Raw genomic sequence first — 19403 nt, forward strand, 5'->3', positions numbered from 1 at the left:
GGAAGACGAGGTGATTCTTTGTGAACACCCGGGTGTTAAAAGTGGGTAAAAGAGAAAGGCATTTTTTTGGTAAGGTAAAGGAAGATTTAAACCTTTATCATGATTTGTTGGAGATTCAGCTTAACTCCTATGAATGGTTTATTAAACATGGAGTTAAAGAGGTGCTTGATAAATATGCACCAATTACCGTTGAATTAAAAGGGAAGAGAAAAGCAAAAATCTCGCTTGAATTTACAGATGTATGGATTGAAGATCCGCTTTTTGAGGAAATGGAATGTAAGGAAAAAGGACTTTCTTACGTAGTTCCTCTAAAAGCAAAAATAAGAATAACAGATCACAGTACTGGGGAAATCATTGAACCCAGTGATTCGTTATTTTTTGGGAATATTCCAAAGATTACAGATAGAAGCACCTTTATTATCAATGGTGCGGAGAGGGTAGTAGTTAACCAGCTTGTTAGATCGCCTGGTGTATACTTTGTTAGTGAAGAACAAAAAAGCGTGAAACAAACAAGACCACATTTTGTAGCTCATTTCCTTCCTGTAAAAGGGGCATGGCTTGAAATAATATACAATCCAAATCCAGGTAAAGATTTCTTACAAATTAGAATCGATAGAAAAAGAAAATTCAATTACTTCCTATTCTTAAGGGCTTTGGGTTACGACTCAGATTTAGCTTTGTTAGATCTCTATCCAGAAACAATTAGTTTAAATTATGATCTAACAGAATATATTGAAAGAGGCGTAACAATCCTTTCAGACATAAAAGTTCCAGAAGGCTCAGAATTATACAAAGAAACAAAAACATTTAGAGGAGTAAAATTAACAGAAAAAATAGTTGAAATGCTCTTAGATTTAAATGTAACAGAAATAAAAGTTGCACATATTGTAGCGCAAAATACACTTGAAATGTTTAAAAAATCATATGAATCAGATGGAAATTTATTAACTCCTGAAGAAGCTTATAAAGAATTATTCAAAAAACTCAGACCTGGTGAAATTCCAAGAGTTAATATAGCTACAGATTACATAAATAATCTCTACTTTAATCCTAATACATTCGATTTCTCATTAATTGGTAGAAAGAAAATCGTCAACAGAATGGGCGATGTATACAGGAAATATTTAATAGAAGTAGAGGGAAAAGATATAGATAAAAGTGAAGATGTAGAATATCCTCATAAAGATGAAAAAACATTAACAAAACTCGACTTAATTCTTGCATCAAGACATTTACTTGAAATGAAAAATAACCCGGAACTCCTTGATACAAGAGATCATCTTGGTAATAAACGTGTAAGATCAGTTGGGGAATTAATGCAAATTGAATTTGAAAGATCATTCTCAAAAATGCTTCCTGTGTTGAATGAAAAATTAAGTATAGTTCAAAATATACAAAAATTAAATCCAAATACTCTCGTTAATTCAAGAGCTATTATGACAACAATAAATCAATTCTTTGCAACAAGTCAGTTATCGCAGTTTATGGACCAGGTAAATCCCCTTTCTGAATTAACACATAAAAGAAGATTATCAGCAATAGGTCCGGGCGGTTTAAAGAGAGAACATGCAAAGTTTGAAGTTAGGGACGTTCACCATTCACATTATGGAAGAATGTGTCCTATTGAAACACCAGAAGGTGCCAATATCGGTTTAATTACTTCATTGGCAATTCTTTCAAGGGTTGATGAATTTGGATTCCTTGAAACACCATATTATAAAGTAAAAGATGGTAAGGTTTTATATGATAAAGGAGTATATTGGTTAACTGCAGATCAGGAAGAAGAAAAAATAATTGCTCCTGCATCTGTTGAAATAGATGAAAATGGAATGATTAAAGCTGAATATGTTGAAATTAGGCATGCCGGTAAAGTTACATATGTTCATAGAGAAGATGTAGAATTTATAGCAGTAACTCCAAAACAGATTGTATCTGTTTCAACATCATTAATACCATTCCTTGAACACGATGATGCTAACCGTGCGTTGATGGGTTCAAACATGCAGAGACAGGCAGTACCTTTAATGATTACAGAAGCACCATTTGTTGGGACAGGTGTTGAATGGTTAGCAGCAAGGGATTCAGGTTATGTAATTAAGGCAAAACATAGAGGAAAGGTTTCATACGTAGATGCTAAAACAATAATAATAAATAGAATAGATGAAGAAGGAAATGAAATATTAGATAAAAATGGAAATCCAGTTCAGGACAAATATACATTATGGAAATTCATAAGATCAAACCAGGATACAACAGTAAATCAAAGACCAATTGTTGAAATGGGTGAAGTTGTAGAAAAAGGAGATCCAATTGCAGATGGTCCTGCAATAGATATGGGAGAATTAGCACTTGGTAAAAATGTTCTTGTAGCATTTATGCCATGGGAAGGATACAACTTCGAAGATGCTATCCTTGTTAATGAAGAACTACTTGAAAGGGATACATTTACATCATTACATATAGAAGTATATGAAACAAAAGCAATGGATACACAACTTGGTCCAGAAGAAATTACAGCAGATATTCCTAACGTAAAGAAAGAGTCATTAAGAAACCTCGATGAAAACGGTATTGTAAGAGTTGGTGCATATGTAACTTCAGGTGATATACTTGTTGGTAAAGTTACACCAAGAGGAGAATCAGAAACATCACCAGAAGAAAAACTCATAAGATCCGTTTTTGGAGATAGAGGTAAGGATGTAAAAGATACATCATTAACAGTACCTCATGGAATTGAAGGTAGAGTTATTGATGTTAAAGTATATACAAGAAAAGATATTCCAGATTTAGAAACAGGTGTAAATCAATACGTAAAAGTTTATATAGCTTCAAAGAAAACATTAAATGTTGGAGATAAATTGGCAGGGCGTCACGGTAATAAGGGTGTTGTTTCAAACATCTTGAGAAAAGAAGATATGCCATTCCTGCCAAATGGAAAGCCAATTGAAATGATCCTTAGTCCTTTAGGGGTTCCATCACGTATGAACCTTGGGCAGGTTTTAGAAATGCACCTTGGTTGGTTAGCAAAATTAACAGGAAGACATTTTGCAACACCAATATTTGATGGTGCAAAAGAATATGAAATAATGGAAGAATTATATAAAGCAAGAAAAAACAACAGAATGGACGAATTAGATGCAGTTCGTAAAGAATATGGTCTTGATCTTGGTGACGATCCAAAAACAGAAAGTGGAAAGATCGTATTAAGAGATGGAAGAACAGGAGAACCATTTGATTATCCTATTGCAATAGGATATATGTACATGTTAAGACTTGTGCATATTGCGAAAGATAAAATGCACGCACGTTCTACAGGTCCATATTCATTAATTCACCAGCAACCACTTGGAGGTAAAGCTCACTTTGGTGGTCAGAGATTTGGTGAAATGGAAGTTTGGGCTTTGGAAGCATATGGTGCAGCACATACATTAACAGAAATGCTTACATACAAATCAGATGATATTAAAGGAAGAAATGAAGTATATAAAGCAATCTTAAATGGTAAGAATTTACCTGATCCTGGAATTCCAGAAAGTTTCAAAGTTCTTGTAAAGGAATTACAGGGATTAATGCTCGATGTTCGTTTGTATGATGAGGACGGTAACGAATTAGATGTTGACAAATTATAAAATCCCCTCAAGGAGGGTAAAGCATGGGTAAAATGACTTCTTCTTTCAAAAGGAAAATCGCAAAAATAAAGGTAGGTATAGCTTCACCAGAAAGAATTAGAGAATGGTCATTTGGTGAAGTAAAAAAACCAGAAACTATTAATCACAGAACATTTAAACCAGAAAGAGATGGACTTTTCTGTGAAAAAATATTTGGTCCTGTAAAGGATTACGAATGTAACTGTGGAAGATATAAAGGTAAAAAGTATGAAGGTACAGTATGTGAAAAGTGTGGAGTTAGAGTAGAGTCAAAAGAAGCCAGAAGAAGAAAAATGGGGCATATTGAATTAGCTGCCCCTGTAGTACATATCTGGTTCTTAAAATCATCTCCATCTATTTTATCAATATTATTAAATATACCTGTAAAAGAATTGGAAAACATAATCTACTACGGATCAAAAAGGGTAGTAGAAAAAATATGGCTTATTACAGATCCAAAAGACACAGATATGTTCGATTATGGAGATCTTCTCCATAATACAGAGTATGAAATATTTAAAGAAAAAATGGATTTTGATGTTGAACAGGCAGTAAAAGTATTACATGTAAAAGAAAAACCTGTTGCTAAAAGATCCGGGGTAGTAAGCATTGAAACAGAACTTACACAGACAAAACATGAAATCACATGGGTTAAAATAAAAGATGAAAACGGTGTAGAAGAAAAATGGCCAATCTTTGAAGGTGCAACATTATACGTAGAAGATGGTGAAGAAGTAGAAGAAGGAACACAACTTGCAGATACATTCTTATATGAAGAAGAAATATTAACAGCAAGCGAATATTTAATATTTGAACAATTCTATCCATCAGCAATAGAAATAGAAAGAGATATAGAAAGAGATACACCTATACTTGTAATTACAGAAATTGATCCTGAAATTCAGGAAGAAATTGGAAAAGGTATAGGTAGCACATTATTACAGGAAGAATATGAAGCATATAAAGAGTTATATCATGACAGAATAACAGCTGATTATGGTGGAGAAGCAATAAAGAAGCTTCTTAGAAGTTTAGATTTACATGAATTAAAGATTCAGCTTGAATCAGAGTTATCAAAATTAGACAAGAAAAGCGCAAAAGCTTTAAAATTATTAAAAAGATTAAAGGTTGTAAAAGACTTCTTAAAATCAGGTAATAAACCTGAATGGATGATTATAGAAGCATTGCCAGTAGTTCCGCCAGATATCAGACCATTAATTCAAATAGATGGTGGAAGATTTGCAGCTACAGACTTAAACGACTTATACAGAAGAGTTATCAATAGAAATAACAGATTACAAAAATTATTTGAAATAGAAGCACCAGAAATAATTGTTAGAAATGAAAAGAGAATTCTCCAGCAGGCAGTAGATTCATTAATCTACAATGGCCGTGTTGGAAAAGCTATGACAGATAGAAGTGGAAGGCCTTTAAGATCATTGACAGATTTAATTAAAGGTAAAAAAGGAAGATTCAGAAGAAATCTTCTTGGAAAACGTGTGGATTACTCAGGAAGGGCTGTTATTGTTGTTGGTCCTGAATTAAAAATCCATGAATGTGGTCTTCCAAAGAAAATGGCAATGGAATTATTCAAGCCGTTTGTTCTCAATAAATTACTTAAAGATTCAAATGCATCAAGTAAAAACGCAAGAAAATTAAAGAAAACAATTATTGAAAAGGAAATGCCAGAAGCATGGGAAATGCTTGAAGAAGTAATAAAAGGTCATCCTGTATTATTAAACAGGGCACCTACATTGCATAGAATTTCAATTCAGGCATTTATCCCAAGATTAATTGAAGGTAATTCAATACAGTTACATCCATTGGTATGTCCTCCATTTAACGCAGACTTTGACGGAGACCAGATGGCTGTACACGTACCGCTTTCAAATATAGCTCAAGCTGAAGCTAAATTCTTGATGTTATCAAGATACAATATCATATCACCTGCAAATGGAAAACCAATATCCATGCCAGGTAAAGATATGATAGCTGGTGCATATTACCTTACAACAGTTGATCCAAAATACTTTGAATCAAGAAAATTACCTTCAAATATAAAAGACTTTGAAAATAAAGACACAATAAAATATTTATTTAATGATGAATTACACGCATTATACGTTCATGAATATGAAAAGGTAATAAAAAATGAAATAGTTGTTGAAGATAATGAATTGAGATGGGAAAAACCAACACTCATACTCCATGAACCAATTGGATTGTATCTTGACGGAAAATTAATCAAGACAACAGTTGGAAGATTGATCTTCAAGGAAATATTGCCAGAACCAATTGGAAGATTTAATCCAGATTTCAACAAAATATACAAGAAAAAAGAAATCAAAAATCTTATATTCGATACATTTAAATACCATGGAATTGACAGAACAGCAGACTTGCTTGATGATATTAAATTCTTAGGATTCCACTATGCAACATTATCAGGATTAACAATATCTGTAAGGGATATAGTAGAACCAAAAGAAAGAATAGAAATTATCAAAAAGTCAGAACAAATAGTTATGGAAATTGAAAAGTATTATGAAGAAGGTTACCTTACAGATGATCAAAGATATAAAGAAGTAGTTAAAGTCTGGGAAAAGACAATAGCGGACGTTACAGAAGTAACAAGTAAAGAATTTAGAAAATATCCATTTAATCCTGTATGGATGATGGTTGACTCCGGTGCAAGGGGTAACATTGACCAGTTAAAACAGCTTGCAGGTATGAGGGGTCTTATGGCTGATCCATCAGGTAAAGTTATTGAGTTACCTATTAAATCAAACTTTAGAAATGGTCTTTCTGAACTTGAATTCTTTATTTCAACACACGGAGCTAGAAAAGGTTCTGCAGATACAGCATTAAGAACATCTACAGCAGGTTACCTTACAAGAAGACTTGTAGACGTTGCACAATCAATTACAGTAACAGAACCAGATTGTGGAACATCAAAGGGTATAGAAGCAAGAGAATTAATAGCAGACGGATTGAGAATAGAAAAACTTGCAGATTATCTCTTTGGTAGAGTACTTGCATCAGATGTTGTAGACCCTGTAACAGATGAAATAATTGTAAATCCAACAACAGGAAAGAAATATGTAAAAGATGTAATGTTAGATGAAGAAGATGCAGAATTCCTTGCAAATTACAGATCAACAATTCCTGTTTATGAAGTACATGAAAAATTAAGCGTAGATAAAATCAATCTTTACTTATACAATATTCTCAATAGTGATGTCCTTGTTGATGGAGAATTATTATATGCAAAAGGAACAGTAATAGACAATGATATAATAGTTTCATTAAAACAGCATAATATAAAAGAAGTTGATGTAAAAGAATATAAAGTAGTTAATTTCGTTCATGTAGGTGATGCAATTAAAGTTGAAGATGAAAACGGAAAGATTATCACACTTGCAAATTATCAGGAAAAAATTGATGCTGATACAGCAAGAAAATTAGAAAGATATAATATAGAAACAATAGAGGTAAGACCTTCAATCTATGTAAGATCAATCTTAACCTGTGAGGCAGAACATGGTGTTTGTGCTAAATGTTATGGTATGGATCTTTCAAACCACAAAATAGTAAATATAGGTGAATCTGTAGGTATCATAGCAGCACAGTCTATAGGTGAACCTGGAACACAGCTTACAATGAGAACATTCCATACAGGGGGTATTGCTACAGCAGGTGATATTACTCAGGGTCTTCCAAGAGCAGAAGAATTATTTGAAGCAAGAAAGAACTTAAAAGGTCCTGAAGCAGAATTCTCAACAGTAAAAGGTATAGTAAGAAAAGTGAACAGAGATGAAAAAGGAAGACTTGTAATTATTGTTGAAGATCTAAAAGGAGAACTATATACATATATAGCAGATCCTAAGGTTAAACCAACAGTAAATGAAGGTGACAAGGTTGAACCTGGCTACAGATTAACTTCAGGTAATATAAAACCAAGAAGATTACTTGAAGAGCTTGGTGCGGAAGTAACCTTTGATTACCTATTAAAAGAAATTAAAAAGATATATGCTGAACAGGGTGTTGAAATTCACGATAAACACTTTGAAATAATAATCAAACAAATGTTCAACAAAGTTGAAATAACATATGCTGGAGATACAGACTTTATGCCAAAAGACCTTGTAAACCTCAAAACAGTTGAAAAGGTAAACAAACAAATCTATGAAGCAAATAAAAAGGTTGAAGAAAACAGAGAAATGGCAATAGGTAAAAAATTAGCAGAAAAAATCATTGTAAAAGTTGATGAAGAGAATGAAACAATAGGAGAAATAGGAGATACAGTAACAGAAGAATTATTAAATAGAATAATTGCAGCTGGAATAAAAGAAATTGAAGTATTCAAATCAGAACCTCAATTACTCGAAAATGAAGATGAAGAAATTAGGCTTGTTGGAGAAAAAGAAACATTATTAATTGCGCCAAAAGAACCAGCAAGATACGAAAGAAAACTTTTAAGAATAACAAAATCATCTCTTGAAAGAGAAGGTTGGTTAGGTGCAGCATCATTCCAGCAAACAGTTCAGGTATTAACAGAAGCAGCATTAGAAGGAAGAGAAGACTACTTATTGGGATTAAAAGAAAATGTTATAGTTGGACAGCCAATTCCAGCTGGAACAGGATTAAAAGCATTCTTAGAATCAGAAATCTCAATATTCGAATTACCAACATATCCAACAGAAGATACAAAAACAGATGAAAGCGAAAGCGCAGCATCATAATAGATAATAAAAAAGGCTCGGATTTTTCCGAGCCTTTTTTGTAATTAATACATAATTTCTTCCCATTCATCTAACCAATTTTCAAGATTCTTGTTCAATTCTTCTGAATCTATTGTTAAAACCTTTTCAGGAACAAGAGCATACTTAAATGCTTCAGGAAGTTTTACGTTAGTTACCGGGAACATCCATTGATTTAAAGGCACTTCTTTTTGAAAATCATCAAACAATAAGAATTCAATAAATCTTTTTGCAAGCTCAGGATTCTTTGTTCCTTTTACAATACCAGCGCCTTCTATTTGAATATAAGCTCCCTCTTGAGGAATAAAAGCTTTATACTTGGTGCTCTTATAATAATAATATGAATAAGCGCCATCTGTAGCATAACTTACCATCATAGGCGCTTCACCAGCTTCAAATTTTGCAAAGGCTTCTCCCCAACCTGGTGTAACTGTTAATATTGCTGGTTTTAACCTTTTCCAGAAATCTTTCCATTGATCTTTATATACTGCTATTGTCCATAACAAAAATGCCTGACCTGTACTGGAAGTTCGTGGATCCTGAATAATCAATTTCTTTTTTAACTTTGTTAAATCTTCAAAACTTTTAGGAACGGATTTTAATTTTTCTGGATCATAAACAATAGCAATTGCACCATAATCATATGGAATTAAATGATAACTTTTATCATAGATTAAGTCATCTTTTATCTTTGAAATATTTAAAGGTTTATATGGAATTACCAGATCTTCATTAATGGCCAACACAGAAAGCGACTGATCAAGACCAATAACTACATCAGCCTTTGGATTTTTCTTTTCAAGTTTAAGTCGTGAAAGCAAAGTTCCCCCGTCTCCAAGAACAACAACATTTACATCTACGTTATACATATTTTCAAATTTCTGAATAACCCCTTTCTTAATCCAGTCCAAACTGTCATAAACATAAACAGTTAGAGTTTTTGCAAATAGCAAAGAAGATAATAATAAAACACTTAAAAAAACAATACCCTTTTTCATGCACTCACCTCCAAATAATAAATTATAATTTTTAAAAGAAAAAACGCCTTCCGGCATGGAAGGCGTGATTGAATTATCCTTTTTACCGCACTCCCTACGCCGGTATTACCCGGATCAGGTGCTGGGGTCTAAGGCTTCCACCTTAATCTCAGCTGCGGTATCAGCAGCTCCCCCGGCGGGTTACTGTATTAACTTACAATTTTATTATACTCATCAATTACTAAAAAACTGTATAAATTAATAATTTTTAGAAACATAAAGGTTAATTTTTCTTGAAATATTTGACTGTCCAGTCAGTCATTTTTTTATTAGATAAAATATTGAATAACTCTGTTTTTAAGGTAATAGTAAATTGACCGTTCAGTTTTATGACTTTTTATGTCATAATTGAAACAAAATGAAAAAAGTATTATAATAATATTGACCGAACAGTCAGTCATGTATGAGGTGGTAATATGAATAATGACCGTAAAGAAAATTATAAAGAAGCTAAAAGAAAAAGCATAGCAGAAAAAGCACTTAATTTAATAATAAAAAAGGGATTGTCCAGTTTTACCATGGATGAAGTAGCAAAAGAGGCTGGAGTATCAAAAGGAACATTATATCTATATTTTGATAGCAAAGATTCATTAATAATAACGGCATTTTCCATACTTGTTGAAAGGTTAAAAAAATCACTTGAAATTATGATTCCTGAAAATACTTCAAAAGAAGAAAAAGCACGTGCAGTAATAAAATTATATGTGAAAGTATTAAAAGAATTTCCATCAGATGATTTATTAAGATTATTTGAGATATTAATTAATTCTATACATAATAAAAATAGAGCTAAAGAATTAACCAATTTATTTCATGAATATTATTCTCAACTATTTGAAATGTGGGAAGAATTTGTGCCGTCAAAAACCGCTGCAGTTGTTTTACAGGCTATGTTTGATGGTATAAGTATATATAAATCTGTTGGAGTTGAGTTTAAAGAAGGGGAATTATGTGAAGCTTTTGAATATATAATAGGAAAAATAATTTCATAAAGGAGGGATTTTATGAAAATCCTTGATAATATGAAAAACATGATGATGAAACAGGCTTCAAAATTGGTAACAAATGTTGTTAGAAACTCAGAGGTTGAAGATCTTGCAAAATTATTGAGAACACTGGAAAAATTTGCAAAAGAACCAACAAAAAGCGGTTTAAGGAAACTTGCCGAAGGCGCTGAAAGAAAAGATCCAATGCTTGTAAAATGGTCAGAGTTATTCAAAAAAGCCAGTCCAAAAGTTGTAGAAAAGATAATAAACAATCTTATTATCAATGAATTTGCAGTTGGTGAAAAGGTAAGGCAGGAAAAAATGCATGAATATGAAGTTGTTCTTCCAAAACTTGCTGTTATAAGTCCAACATATGCATGTAATTTAAGATGTGTGGGATGTTATGCAGGACTTTATGGTCATAAATATCAACTTTCAAAGGAAGAAATATTTAGCGTAATAAGACAATTTAATGATCTTGGAATATACTTCTTCATAATCACCGGCGGTGAACCATTTATTTATCCTTACTTATTCGATGTTCTTGAAGAATTTAATGACTCATATTTCATGATTTATACAAACGGTACATTAATAGATGAAGAAAAAGCAAAAAGACTTGCAGAACTTGGAAATGCAACATTATCCGTATCTGTTGAAGGCTTTGAAGAAATGACAGATTGGAGAAGAGGAAAAGGTGTATTCAAAAAAGTATTAAATGCATGGGAATTATTAACCAAACATGGAGTAATATATGGAGCTTCAATTACTGCAACAAGAAAGAATCATGACCTAATAACAAGCGATGAATTCTGGAACTTCTTAAAAGAGCACAATGTTGCATATGCATGGATATTCCAGTTTATGCCTGTTGGAATGGATCCAACAATGGATCTTGTTCCTACACCAGAACAGAGATATGAAAGATTCCTTATAACAGAAGAAAAGAGACTTAATGGAGACTTTGCATTTGTTGCAGACTTCTGGAATCACGGATTCTTAACTCATGGTTGTTTAGCAGCTGGTTCAAAATATTTGCATATTAATGCAAAAGGTTATGTAGAACCATGTGTATTCCAGCAATTTGCAGTAGATAGCATTAGAGAAAAGAGCATTATAGAAATATTAAAATCACCATTCTTTGAAGCATATAAGAGAACAATACCATATTCAAACAATCTCTTTAGACCATGTCCAATTATAGACAATCCACGAGTATTAAGATCAATGGTAAAGAAATTCAATGCAATTCCACAGCATTCAGGAAGCGAAAAAGTCATAACAGAATTGGCACCAGAACTTGATAAACTTGCAGAAGGCTGGAAAGAATATGCGGATAAGTTATGGTATGAAAAGGGATATGCAGAAAAATATCCAGCAAAAAGAGGTATATATAATTATGAAACACGTATGAGAAGATATGCAGATAACGAAGAAAAACTTGCTCTTGATAAAAAAGCATAATAAATAAAAAACAGCTGAGGTATTTAAACCTCAGCTGTTATTTTTTGTGGAAATCTCAATTCAATAGTTGTACCTTTTCCAACTTCAGATTCAACATGAATCCTTCCCATTAATTTTTCGATTAAACGTTTTACAATTGCCAGACCTAAACCACTACCTGGCTTATTTTTAGCCAATCTAACAAATGGTTTAAATATATCATTAAGTTTGTCTTCTGGAATTCCAGGACCTGTATCTTTTACCATAATAACAAACTCTTTTGTTTTATTATCAAATGAAATATGAACATTTACATATCCCTCGTCAGTATATTTTATAGCATTTCCAACGATATTTACAAGTATTTGCTTCATCTTTAATGGATCGGTTTCTATCATCTCAGGGATATTATTTTCAAATTTAATATTTAATTCCACTTCTGGTGAAAGTTGTGGCTCAACAATAGATATTGACTCATAAACAAGAAATTTCAAATGAACCTCAGTAAAGTTCATTTCTTCTTCTCTATTTAATTTATTAAAGGTTGATAAATCAGAAATAAGGGAGTTCATATGTTTTGAGCTGAGATAAATACGTTTTACAAGATCGAAAATTTCTTCTGTTGTTAAATTATCCTTTCCCCTTAAAATACTTTCAGAATACCCTAAAATAGCAGTTAAAGGTGTTCTAACCTCATGTGTAATAAAACTTAAATATACACTGTTCATTTCATTTGCTTTCTTTTCCTCATCACGAAGAGATTTTAAAGTTAAAAACGTTGAGGCAAAACTTCCAAATATTTTTAAAGATTTTTTAGCAGTTTCACTGAACTTTTTAAGTCTGAAATTATCAACATATATATGCCCTTTAATTTCATCTCCAACCTTTAAAGGATAAGCAAGGGTAATCATATTTTCATGTTTTTCATGTAACTGTTTTACATTTTCATGGAAAATCCTCGATGGATTCTTAAATTCTTTAAAAGCATCAATTTCTATAATATCCTGAACATCTATATATTTGTAAATATATGAATCCTCAAGAGGAACTATAAGTTTTTCAACAATGTCATCATCATAATTATAGCCAACTACAGCCTTATATAATGTATTGTCTATAAGCCAGATTGTACCAGCTTCTGCTTCAGGAATACTTTTAATAGCAACAGACAATAATTTTTTCATAAATTCCTTTTCATTTTCTTCACCGGTTAATTGTGAAGAAAGTTCTGCCATTAATTCAAAATTTGATAAAATATCGTTTTCGCAGTCCATGTTAGGTGCCCCCCTGTATAAAAACTCACACATTTTAAAATTATAACATATCTTTTTTCATAATCAAAATGTTAATGAAAAAATTTTCAATGTATTTTTAAAATCATCTATAATTCTTGCTGTTAATCCCCATATAATTTTGTTTTCGTAAAGATAAAAAAGTGTTTTATAATATCCCTTTCTCCAATTATAATTCTTGCCATTTGGAATTAAATGATAAGGATAATCTTCTGGTGGTTCCATTTTTATATTTACCTTATACTTCAATGGTTCATTATTTAAGAAAAATTTTAAAGGAACAAAAAAGTACTCTTTCACTTCTTCATTAGGTCGAATATCAGAAATATCAAAATCTTTAATTTCTATAAGAAATGGATATATAACAAAATTAAAAGGTGTTGTGAAATAATCAAGTTGAGAGATTAATCGTACTTTTTCTTTTTTAATCCCCAATTCTTCATTTAATTCTCTTAAAGCAGCATCATATATTTCTTCACCTTTTTCAACAGCGCCTCCTGGCAAACTTACCTCGCGAGGTTGAGGTAAATGATCTGCACGAATTTCAAAAACAATATTTACCTCATTATCTATTTCCACAAGAGGTATTGTTACAGCAAATCGTTTAAATTCAGAAATCAAATCTGGTTTATAATCTTTATAAATATTTTTGATCTTTTCTATATTCATAATGTAAAGAATAGTCCTTTCTTTTTTGTTGTATATTCTAAATTAAAAGGAATTATAAATGTTTCATATGTTTCAAATTCCACAAAAATTCCAGGTCCTTTAATAGTTTCACCATTATCTTTTTCAAATATAGTAAAATATTGCGTTTTAAATTCTTTTGGTGAATTAGCAATTACAAATGGACAATTCTTCAAAGCATTTTTACCTTTTTCAACATGAATTTCCCTTGGCCTTCCCCAATCATATAATCTATATGTAAGATTTGAAGTTTGTTGAATTTCAAGCAATTTTGAATCTGGACCAAGTGTATGAACAACTCCTGCTGGAATAAATAATAAATCATTTTTATTAAGTATAGTTGGTTTAAAAACTTCATCCCAATTTTCAGATTCAATAGCTTTTTTATTTTTCTCAACATCATTAGAAATAAAAATTTCATTCTTTTCATTTAAAAAATACCATGCTTCAGTCTTTCCCCATGGTTCATTTTCAGCGTTTCTTGCAATATCATCATCTGGATGAACCTGAATTGAAAGCCATTGAGTGGTTGATATTAACTTTAACAATAACGGAATACGAGGTAATTCCATTCCAAAAATATCTTTTATATATTCAGAAGGCTTTCCATAAGAATTATTTGATTCCATACCATAAAGTTCCGTTTCATAACCCTCAAATCCGGAGAATAACCATACTTCTCCTATTTTATCCATATTTTCAATATTAAAATCTTTATTTAAAGAAAAATCACCCCATACCTTTTCAACAAAAATAGGTTTTGACTTTAATATTTCATCAAACATATAAATCACCCTTCATAATATAATTTTTATTACTACATAATAATATTATATCATAAAAAAAATTACTCATGCGGTAAAATCTCTTATAAAAAAGTGTATCATATGATATAATTTATCATATAAAATAATTTGAAAAACAAACAATAAAACAGGAGGAGTTATATGTTAAAAGCATACTTTTTATTGCTATTTGTAACCTTCATCTGGGGAAGTACATTTCCTCTAATAAAAATGACAGTTGGAGAAAATGATGTTTATATCTTTTTAACCTTAAGATTTGCAATAGCATCATTGCTTTCATTTCTAATCTGGAAAAAGCAAAACTTTAAATACGGTATGATAATAGGAATATTCATTGCTCTTGGATATATTACGCAAACAATAGGATTAACTCTTACAACAGCTTCAAAAAGCGGATTTATAACATCATTATATATAATCATGGTTCCATTTTTTTCGTATCTTGTAGAAAAAGAAAAAGCGCATTTAAACCATATTATAGCATTACCTTTTGCAATTACAGGTTCTTATCTATTATCAGGAGGAATTTCAGGATTTAATTTTGGCGATTTTCTCACATTATTATGCGCAATATTCTTTGCATTATCAATGGTATATATTACAAAGTATTCAAAGATAGAAAAAGAAACATCATTACTTGGATATCAATTCTTATTTGTTGCAGTATTAAATGGTGCATTATCATTAACAAAACCCATTCATATAACTCTTCCTATGATTGGCACAGCATTGTTTACAGCAGTTCTTGCTACAATATTTGCAACACTTGTACAATTAAAATATCAAAAAGTTGTTTCCACCAATACCACAGCATTTATATTTATTGGAGAACCAATATTTGCAATGCTATCATCATTTATAATATTGCACGAAAGAATGACGTCAACACAAATAATAGGCGGAATAATACTCATTATAGCTCTTGTAATTGCATCATTAAACTTTACCAGAAAAACAAATAAAGAGAATTATATTGAAAAAGGAGTTGAAGAAGAAATATGAAAAAAATAGTATTAATACTTATAGCTATACTTTTAGTATCTTTTAACGGTTTTGCTAACTTTTCCTTTAACTTTATTGCAGATTATACAATTACCAATTCAGCTACAAGCGATTATCTTCAACTAATTGGTGGATATTATTCAGACAACTTTGAAGCAATTATAGACTTTCCGGTAAGAAAAGATGGAAAATATGTATTTACAGATCATGCCTCCTTTATACTAAACCATTATTTCTTAATACAGCAGGGATACTTAAAGGTTTATTTTAATAAAGATTTTTATTTAAGAGTTGGTCAGAGCCAGTTAAAAGATACAATAGATTCAAAATATGCATTATTTATAAATCAAAATATTTATAAAACCAATATAGAACTATCATTTGAAAATGACAACGCCTTTTATAGGGCCTTCTGGGTACCATTAAATGAATATTCGAAATACGGTTATCCAGATAGAGGAATGAATTTTAAAACCTTTGGGATAAAATTTGGCAATTTTAAAATTGGTTATGAAGATTCTGTTATATATACAGATAGAACTGTAGATATCTATTATCTATTTTCACCATTTCCTGTGCCTATTATTCAGGCTTATAAAAATTCAATGATTGCACCCTGGGGAGAATATGTAAACGACAATTCTATTGTGGGATTATTCATGGAATACGATAATCAAAAATATAAATATTTCCTTCAGGTTCTTGCTGATGACTTAAATATGAATAGATATTTTGATCCAGACTCATATCAAAATCCCGATAAGGTTGCATGGTCCACGGGATTAAATATCAGGACTAATTCTGGAAAGTTTGGTATTTATAATGCAGGTGCAACAAAATACACATATGAAAGGCTTCCAAAACCATATGAATATACGCAATACCCAGCGTCTGTATATCCTGGCGGAATTATAGATTACAAGGACAATTATATTGGATATTTATATGGTGAGGATTCATTATCCACATTATTAGAGTACGAAAATACATTTGATAAATTATGGTTGAAAGCCAGTGGAGAATATGTAATATCCGGTTCAAAATCGCCACATGATCCATGGCATGAAGAATCTAATTATATTCCTGGAACACATTTTTTAGAAGAAAAAGTAAAAGAATATATGTATAGCTTTGAAACACAATTAAAATATCAGCTAACTTCAAACATTCTTTTAGGAACAGATTATAAATACACTAAATATATAAATAAAATAGCATTAGTTGATGATTTATACTGGAAACCACAGAAAGGAGTAAATGAGAATATTAACTCTTTTTCTATATATTTCATTATTAACTTTCAATTTTAAAGAGGTGAAAACCTTTGAGATATAATCGACATGAAATCCTATTTGGAAGAGATTTTGAAAAAATAAGAAACTCAAGTATTATGGTTTGTGGGGCAGGAGGTTTAGGAAGTAACGTTTTAATGCAAATTTCAAGATTAGGTGTAAAGAAAATACATATATATGACAATGGAATTCTCGATGAACCTGATCTAAATAGACAGATATTATATGATATTGAAGATATTGGAAAAAAGAAGGTTATTGCAGCAAAAGAAAAGTTAGAAAAAATCAATCCAGAAGTAAAGTATTATATATATGATGAAAAAATAACAGAAGACACTAAATTCCCTGATGTAGATATAATAATAGATTGTCTGGATAACTTTGAAGGTCGTAAAATAATTGATAAAAGAGCATTTGAAAAAAATATTCCTTATATTCATGGTGGTGTGGAAGGGTATTATGGGCAGGTAACAGATATTATTCCCGGGAAAACAAAGCGACTATTTGAAATCTTTGGAGATATTGAAGATACAGGAGAAACAAAATATGTTGTTCCATATGCTGTATCCATGATAGCTTCACTTCAGGTAAGTGAAACCATAAAAATTATTACAGGAGATTACGAAAATGCACTTATAAACAAATTAATGATAATGGATTTAAAATATAATACATTTGATATAATAGAAATAAACTAGCCTTTCCGTTTTGGAAAGGCTAGTTTTATTAAATTTTTTTTTATGATATTCATAAAAAAATCCCGGCTAACGCCGGGATTGTATTAATTTAAATCCAGATTAAAATTCTACTGAACCTTTTACGTATGCGTACCAGTGCATATCTTCGTCATTAGCGCTGAATTTGCCGTTGTATGTACCAGCAACAACACCAAAGTTGAAGATTGAGTATTCATAATCTGCAGTTACTGAGTAACCCATTGCATTATCATTGTTTGTGTCATCTTTATCTAAGTCGTAGTATACATCTGCAGCAACTGTTACATTTTCTAATGGAGTTACTGTTGCATTTACATTTACATTAGCAATGTAATCCATGTCTTTACCTTTTTCCATTGTAATAGCTGATTTTAATAATGCTGATAATGAAACCATATCCATATCGTAACCAGCTGAAACATTTACAAATGCATATTGTGTATCATCTTTTACTAATGAGTAGTAATATGTATCTTCTACACCTAATGTTAATCCAGCTACATTAACTGATAAGTCTAAACCAGCTTCGATCTGTGTTGCATCTGAACTTGTAGCTTTTGTAGCTTTTTCTTCAATAATAGCGAATTTCTGTGATGTATAACCTTTATCTTTTGTAGCTTTTGCAGGTGTCTGATTGATTTTGTTAAAGAATTTAACGTGTGGTGTTAATGATAATAATTCACCTAAAGCAAATTCATTTGAGTATGATAATGTAAGAACATATTCTTTATCTAATTCATGTTTGCTTTTTGCTGTGTAATTTTTGTAAACTGCTGTAATATCTGTAGCATCTTCTGTTTTTGTTCCGTCGTCATAATCTGCACTTTTACCAACAGCTACTTCTGATGTATATGTTGTTTTTGTAGCCTTTAAAGTAGTTGTTTTTATTGAAGAAACAAAATCTCCACCAGCATTTGACATTCCATAGTGAGCTGATACTGATAAACCAGCAACTACAGCAAAGTCAGCTGAGAAGTCTACACCATAGAATGGAGCTGTATATGAAGCACCGCTTAAAAGTGTTAAATCATCTAATTTCCATGTTGTTTTTGTATATGTGTATGTTGATGTTCCTGTTAATGCAACGCTTTCTTTAGCTGCAGGTAATTCCCATTCTTTTCCTGATGCATCGAAGTAACCTAATACTTCAGCGTCTTTTGAGAAGTAGTTAACTCCGTAATTACCAGCAACGCTAACATCTGAGAATATTGAATCTAAACCAAATTTTGCAACTGGTAATGCGTATTCTACTGTTAATGAGTAGTCAGCAAATTCCATTTTTGCATCTTTAACAGCTTTTGTTTTATTAACATAATCTTTTGCACCTAAATCTTCTAAAGTTACTGATAAACCAGCAACTGCTGCAGGTTCAATAGTTAATGCGTTTTTAGCCAAGGATAAATCGAATAATTTACCTTCAAATGCAACACCGCTTACTGTAACATCTGAACCATCCCATTCCCATGCTGCTGTCCATGTTCCATCTGTTGTTGCTGCTTCAAAAGTTCCTTCTGCACCCCATGTTCCGCTACCAGCTGGGCCAGCAACTAAATCAAAACCATTTTCATCAAATACTAATTCGAAGCTTGCTGATCCACTAACTGTAAGTGCAGGATTAGCAAACATAGCTACGGATAATAATGCTACTAAAAACACCAATACTTTCTTCATTCAAACAACCTCCTTAAATATAGTTTTGTTTTGACTTAAACTGTAATTATTCTATCATAACTCT

General features: G+C 31.3%; 12 protein-coding genes and 1 riboswitch. Of the genes, 7 read left to right on the forward strand and 5 right to left on the reverse strand.

Annotated elements, in window-relative coordinates; translation table 11 throughout:
• The first annotated feature begins 20 nt into the window (after positions 1–20).
• Positions 21–3629 (forward strand): DNA-directed RNA polymerase subunit beta, encoded by a 3609-nt coding sequence (gene rpoB, locus MARPI_RS08445; RefSeq protein WP_014297176.1) that lies wholly within the window; start codon positions 21–23, stop codon positions 3627–3629.
• A gap of 23 nt (positions 3630–3652) precedes the next feature.
• The gene (locus tag MARPI_RS08450; protein ID WP_014297177.1) at positions 3653–8389 is read left to right on the forward strand and encodes a DNA-directed RNA polymerase subunit beta'; all 4737 of its coding nucleotides are present in this window, start codon (positions 3653–3655) and stop codon (positions 8387–8389) included.
• 44 nt (positions 8390–8433) lie between these two features.
• Here MARPI_RS08450 and MARPI_RS08455 read toward each other — a convergent pair whose 3' ends face one another.
• Positions 8434–9405 (reverse strand): thiamine ABC transporter substrate-binding protein, encoded by a 972-nt coding sequence (locus tag MARPI_RS08455; protein WP_014297178.1) that lies wholly within the window; start codon positions 9403–9405, stop codon positions 8434–8436.
• A 73-nt stretch (positions 9406–9478) separates the two neighbouring features.
• A riboswitch (TPP riboswitch) is annotated at positions 9479–9589 on the reverse strand.
• 271 nt (positions 9590–9860) lie between these two features.
• Between MARPI_RS08455 and MARPI_RS08460 the strand changes: the two genes are divergently transcribed.
• The gene (locus MARPI_RS08460) at positions 9861–10436 is read left to right on the forward strand and encodes a TetR/AcrR family transcriptional regulator (protein WP_014297179.1); all 576 of its coding nucleotides are present in this window, start codon (positions 9861–9863) and stop codon (positions 10434–10436) included.
• Between the two features lie 12 nt (positions 10437–10448).
• Positions 10449–11894, forward strand: a complete 1446-nt coding sequence (locus MARPI_RS08465; RefSeq protein ID WP_014297180.1) for a radical SAM/SPASM domain-containing protein — start codon at positions 10449–10451, stop codon at positions 11892–11894.
• A gap of 23 nt (positions 11895–11917) precedes the next feature.
• On the opposite strand, the gene MARPI_RS08470 is transcribed toward MARPI_RS08465, so the two are convergent.
• From MARPI_RS08470 to MARPI_RS08480, 3 genes are all read right to left on the reverse strand, one after another.
• On the reverse strand, positions 11918–13147 hold the full coding sequence (locus tag MARPI_RS08470) for a GAF domain-containing sensor histidine kinase (protein WP_014297181.1): 1230 nt from the start codon (positions 13145–13147) through the stop codon (positions 11918–11920).
• Between the two features lie 63 nt (positions 13148–13210).
• Entirely contained in the window at positions 13211–13834 is a 624-nt protein-coding gene (locus MARPI_RS08475) for an NUDIX hydrolase (RefSeq protein ID WP_014297182.1), read from the reverse strand.
• On the reverse strand, positions 13831–14637 hold the full coding sequence (locus MARPI_RS08480; RefSeq protein WP_014297183.1) for a type I phosphomannose isomerase catalytic subunit: 807 nt from the start codon (positions 14635–14637) through the stop codon (positions 13831–13833). Before MARPI_RS08480 ends, MARPI_RS08475 begins: the two co-directional genes overlap by 4 nt.
• Positions 14638–14799: 162 nt before the next feature.
• Here MARPI_RS08480 and MARPI_RS08485 point away from each other — a divergent pair, with 162 nt between their 5' ends.
• Genes MARPI_RS08485 through MARPI_RS08495 form a run of 3 tightly spaced genes read left to right on the forward strand, consistent with a single transcriptional unit; the run spans position 14800 to position 17650 of the window.
• A complete protein-coding gene (locus MARPI_RS08485) occupies positions 14800–15660 on the forward strand; it encodes a DMT family transporter (RefSeq protein ID WP_014297184.1) in 861 nt (286 codons plus the stop codon).
• Positions 15657–16970: a hypothetical protein gene (locus tag MARPI_RS08490; protein ID WP_014297185.1), complete on the forward strand. Its 1314-nt coding sequence runs from the start codon at positions 15657–15659 to the stop codon at positions 16968–16970. The genes MARPI_RS08485 and MARPI_RS08490 overlap by 4 nt, the downstream gene beginning before the upstream one ends.
• A gap of 14 nt (positions 16971–16984) precedes the next feature.
• Complete coding sequence (locus MARPI_RS08495; protein ID WP_014297186.1) at positions 16985–17650, forward strand: HesA/MoeB/ThiF family protein; 666 nt, start codon at positions 16985–16987, stop codon at positions 17648–17650.
• A 99-nt stretch (positions 17651–17749) separates the two neighbouring features.
• Here MARPI_RS08495 and MARPI_RS08500 read toward each other — a convergent pair whose 3' ends face one another.
• Positions 17750–19339: a hypothetical protein gene (locus MARPI_RS08500; RefSeq protein ID WP_014297187.1), complete on the reverse strand. Its 1590-nt coding sequence runs from the start codon at positions 19337–19339 to the stop codon at positions 17750–17752.
• Positions 19340–19403: the final 64 nt, after the last annotated feature.

Origin of the sequence: Marinitoga piezophila KA3 (assembly GCF_000255135.1) — a bacterium.
Lineage (GTDB): Bacteria > Thermotogota > Thermotogae > Petrotogales > Petrotogaceae > Marinitoga > Marinitoga piezophila.

Excerpts from the sequence above, each read along its gene's own strand:
- MARPI_RS08450 (WP_014297177.1), top strand. The coding sequence starts at position 3,653 with ATGGGTAAAATGACTTCTTCTTTCAAAAGGAAAATCGCAAAAATAAAG.
- MARPI_RS08455 (WP_014297178.1), bottom strand. The coding sequence starts at position 9,405 with ATGAAAAAGGGTATTGTTTTTTTAAGTGTTTTATTATTATCTTCTTTG.
- MARPI_RS08460 (WP_014297179.1), top strand. The coding sequence starts at position 9,861 with ATGAATAATGACCGTAAAGAAAATTATAAAGAAGCTAAAAGAAAAAGC.
- MARPI_RS08465 (WP_014297180.1), top strand. The coding sequence starts at position 10,449 with ATGAAAATCCTTGATAATATGAAAAACATGATGATGAAACAGGCTTCA.
- MARPI_RS08470 (WP_014297181.1), bottom strand. The coding sequence starts at position 13,147 with ATGGACTGCGAAAACGATATTTTATCAAATTTTGAATTAATGGCAGAA.
- MARPI_RS08475 (WP_014297182.1), bottom strand. The coding sequence starts at position 13,834 with ATGAATATAGAAAAGATCAAAAATATTTATAAAGATTATAAACCAGAT.
- MARPI_RS08480 (WP_014297183.1), bottom strand. The coding sequence starts at position 14,637 with ATGTTTGATGAAATATTAAAGTCAAAACCTATTTTTGTTGAAAAGGTA.
- MARPI_RS08485 (WP_014297184.1), top strand. The coding sequence starts at position 14,800 with ATGTTAAAAGCATACTTTTTATTGCTATTTGTAACCTTCATCTGGGGA.
- MARPI_RS08490 (WP_014297185.1), top strand. The coding sequence starts at position 15,657 with ATGAAAAAAATAGTATTAATACTTATAGCTATACTTTTAGTATCTTTT.
- MARPI_RS08500 (WP_014297187.1), bottom strand. The coding sequence starts at position 19,339 with ATGAAGAAAGTATTGGTGTTTTTAGTAGCATTATTATCCGTAGCTATG.